The sequence below is a fragment of the Aquimarina agarilytica ZC1 genome (genome assembly GCF_000255455.1).
GTDB classification, from domain to species: Bacteria; Bacteroidota; Bacteroidia; order Flavobacteriales; family Flavobacteriaceae; genus Aquimarina; species Aquimarina agarilytica.
The window spans coordinates 1-3551 of record NZ_JH621320.1; the positions used below are offsets into that span (position 1 = coordinate 1).

The 3551-nt window shown below is 31.1% G+C and carries 4 protein-coding genes; all 4 read left to right on the plus strand.

Annotated features, from left to right (window positions below):
* Positions 1 to 154 precede the first annotated feature (154 nt).
* The 4 genes from KQA_RS0218065 (at position 155) to KQA_RS0218080 (ending at position 3511) form a co-directional block, all read left to right on the plus strand.
* Positions 155 to 760 carry a hypothetical protein gene (locus KQA_RS0218065; RefSeq protein WP_010183041.1) on the plus strand — a complete coding sequence of 202 codons (606 nt, stop codon included), beginning with the start codon at positions 155 to 157 and terminating at the stop codon, positions 758 to 760.
* A 38-nt stretch (positions 761 to 798) separates the two neighbouring features.
* Positions 799 to 1428, plus strand: a complete 630-nt coding sequence (locus KQA_RS0218070) for a hypothetical protein (RefSeq protein WP_010183042.1) — start codon at positions 799 to 801, stop codon at positions 1426 to 1428.
* A 143-nt stretch (positions 1429 to 1571) separates the two neighbouring features.
* Positions 1572 to 3086 (plus strand): S10 family peptidase, encoded by a 1515-nt coding sequence (locus KQA_RS0218075; protein ID WP_010183043.1) that lies wholly within the window; start codon positions 1572 to 1574, stop codon positions 3084 to 3086.
* A gap of 77 nt (positions 3087 to 3163) precedes the next feature.
* Entirely contained in the window at positions 3164 to 3511 is a 348-nt protein-coding gene (locus tag KQA_RS0218080) for a hypothetical protein (protein WP_010183044.1), read from the plus strand.
* Positions 3512 to 3551: the final 40 nt, after the last annotated feature.

The window sequence follows — 3551 nt, forward strand, 5'->3', positions numbered from 1 at the left end:
TTTTACAAAAATAATACAGCAAAGAATATCTCAAAAGATGTACTTGCTCGGGGGGATACCTAATCTAAGCGTATTATACCATTTGGCGGTGCCGATAAACCTATAACTAACATAGGTTATTAAGTATTATTTGAATCTAATTAAAATTGAACATATGCTAAAAAAAATAGTGAAAATTTTGCTAGTTGTTTTTATTGCTATTTCAATTGGAGCGGTATATCTATACTTTCGATTAAATAACTCTATCGAAAATGTTCTTATTGCAAATAATGATTGGCGAAGTGAAGTCTTGGAATTTCCTTTAATATTCGCTGGAGATTTAGAATATGAAGGTGAGGAACATATCCGATTTGCACCTGGATGGGGCGAAAAAAATAGTGAAGATTATTTTTCGTATGTTTTTTTATGGGTTTTACAAAATGATCCAAATTTGAACGCTTCTGCATTGGAAAATGCGATGAATACCTACTTTGATGGATTAATGAATACGGGAACTATAACTAATTTTAATTTTTTCAAAAAAATCCCAAAAACGAAGTCTGTACTTCAACAAACAGATAACAATACCTTTAAAGGCTCCATTGAAGTTTATGATGAGTTTTTTTCAAACAAAATCATTATTTTAAATGCTAAAATAAAAATGGAACCTTGTCCTCTAAAAAAACAACACTTAGTCTGGTTTTATTTATCTCCACAAAAAAATCAACACCCCATTTGGAATCAACTAGAAAATGTAAAAGCCAACTTAAAGTGTTACTAAAATAATTACCAATCTCAACAAGTAGAAAAAAGAAATTTATGACTGAAGTAATTCCATACAAAAATGTAAACGAAGCCCTAACTCATCTAGACAATGGAGGAAGGTTTTACAACATTTTAACAAAAGCAGACGATGGAATAATTTCAGAAGCTGAATTGGGAAAAGTTGGAGGTATTTTTAACGACAAACAGAAAATGATTTTATTTTTTGAGTTATCAATTTCAAAACTTGATCAAGAAAAAAGAAATTCCATTATTTTAAAATTAGATAATAACCTACAAGAGTTATATAGCAAATATAAACCCATTGAGTTCTTAGCTTCGGAGGTTGAAACTAACGAAATAATAACCTCAAATGTGATTATCACAGGTGTTCCTCAATTTACCTCATCTCACAGTGATTTTAATGGATTTATTATGACACCTGTTATATCTGGAAATGTAACCACATTTATAATGACTCCGTTAATAGATAGTTATGATGTATACAAGTTAAGAGATGAAAAATCCAATAGAATTTTTTTAATTGCTCATGCTAAACAAATAGAAAAGCTTCCTCCAAAAAAAATTAAGGTTGCAGGAGTATTAAAAGAATTAAAATCTGACAAAAATGAAACACCGGGGGTTAAAAAGTTTCTTGAAGCTATTTACTACATGGAAATTGATTAAAATTCTACCTATTTAAAATTACCATTTTAGCAAAAAAACAGCTGAAAATTATCAAAAAACACACTCAATGTTAATCAGTTATCCTATATATTTATGGAGTGATTGTTCTAAAATAGAAATACACGCATTAACCACCGACTTATATGAAAAATTGTATTTTACCTTTGTTTTTTATGCTATCTATTTTCACTGTTTTTTCCCAAGAAAAGTCAGAAAAGAAAATTCCTAAAAAAGAAATTCCCTCTGGTGAGTTATTCAACACTACCCAATCGGTATCAATTAATGGAAAAACGATCAACCTGAATGCAGAAACAGGAACGGTTCAATTAAGAGATGAAAATGATAAACCTATTGCCTTATTCGGTTTTACACATTATAAAAAAGCGAACTCAAATAAAGAAAGACCTATTGTTTTTGCTTTTAATGGCGGGCCTTTGTCTGCGTCTTTTTGGTTACATTTTGGTGTTTTAGGTCCGAAACGAGTAGAGATAAATGACCCTAGCTACACCAAACCTGCTCCTTACAAAGTGGTTAACAACGAATTTTCAATTCTTGACAAAGCAGATTTAGTCATGATAGACCCCGTTGGTGTTGGTTTTAGTAAACCCATTGGGGAATCCAAATGGGAAGATTTTTGGGGAGTAGATAAAGACATCCGAAGTATTGGATTATTTATAGAGCAATTTATAGCTCGATCTGGAAAATTTAATGCTCCCAAATATTTATTGGGAGAAAGCTATGGTACATTTAGAAATGCTGGTTTAGTTAAATACTTACAGGATAAAGGCATTGCCATGAATGGAGTTATTATGGTATCAGCTACTTTTGAATTACAGCACTTACTGTATGGTCCAGGAGATGATGTTTCTTTTTTAATTCATTTCCCTTCTATTGCTGCTTGCGCTTGGTACCATGACAAAATAAAAAATAAAGACCCTAATTTGGAATCTTTTTTAAATAAAGTTAGAGGTTTTACTGAAAATGAATATGCTCAGGCTCTACTCAAAGGAGATCAATTAACCGCCACAGAAAAAAATACTATTGCTCAAAAGCTTGAAGATTTTTCAAGCCTAAGCAAAGACTATTGGCTTGAAGCTGATTTACGTGTAACCAGTCGTGAATTTTTTCAGGAAGTGTTAAAAGAAGAAGGCTTAATTGTAGGTCGGCTTGACTCAAGATTTTCTGGAATTAATGAAGATCTACTATCTCAATTTGCTTTAACTGACCCTACATGGGATGCCATATCAACGCCTTTTATTGCTGCTTATAAAAATTATTTATACAACGACCTAAAAGTTAGAAAGGATTTAAGCTACACTACCAGCGCAAGTACAAGAAAAGGCTTCAAATGGGATTGGAAGCATAAAGGTAATATACTTTGGAATGCTCAAGTAGCCGTGAGTACCTTGCCCGATATGACTACTGCAATGAAAAGGAATCCGCATTTAAAAATCCTTATTCTAAATGGATATTACGATATCGCAACACCTTTTTATGGCGTAGAACACTCGATCAATCATATGGGCTTAAATCCTGAACTGAAAAAGAATATTATTATGAAATATTATGAAGCCGGACATATGATGTATACACACAAACCATCTATGGAAAAATTTAAAAAAGATGTAGCTACTTTTATTGATCAAACAACCAACTAATAATAACTTATGCCACATTTTGTAATAAACTGTTCAGAAAATCAGGCTTCAACTAAGCTCCTTAGGCTAATTCCTATATGACAAAGAAAAAAGTATTATCAAAAGGAGCTATTTATATTGTTTCTTATGTACTTATAAGCGCTATTTCTCATGTTTTTGTGAATCATACAACAAGATCAATAGCACCAACTGTTACTCTTTTTTATACCTCCATATTTACAATTATATTTTTTTCAATTGTAAACCTTGGAGAACTAACTAAAAATATACTTCTGGTAAAGGAAAATAAAAAACTAATTTTATGGCTAAACTTACTTAATGCCATCATTTGGTTCGTTATTTTTTTCAGTTTAAAAGTTTTAAGTCCTGCAGTTTTTGCTTGTTTATTCCTTGGAGCTATTCCAATTAATACGCTTTTAATATAAATATTTCGTATATTTAAGGATGCCAAAATCATCTACTCTA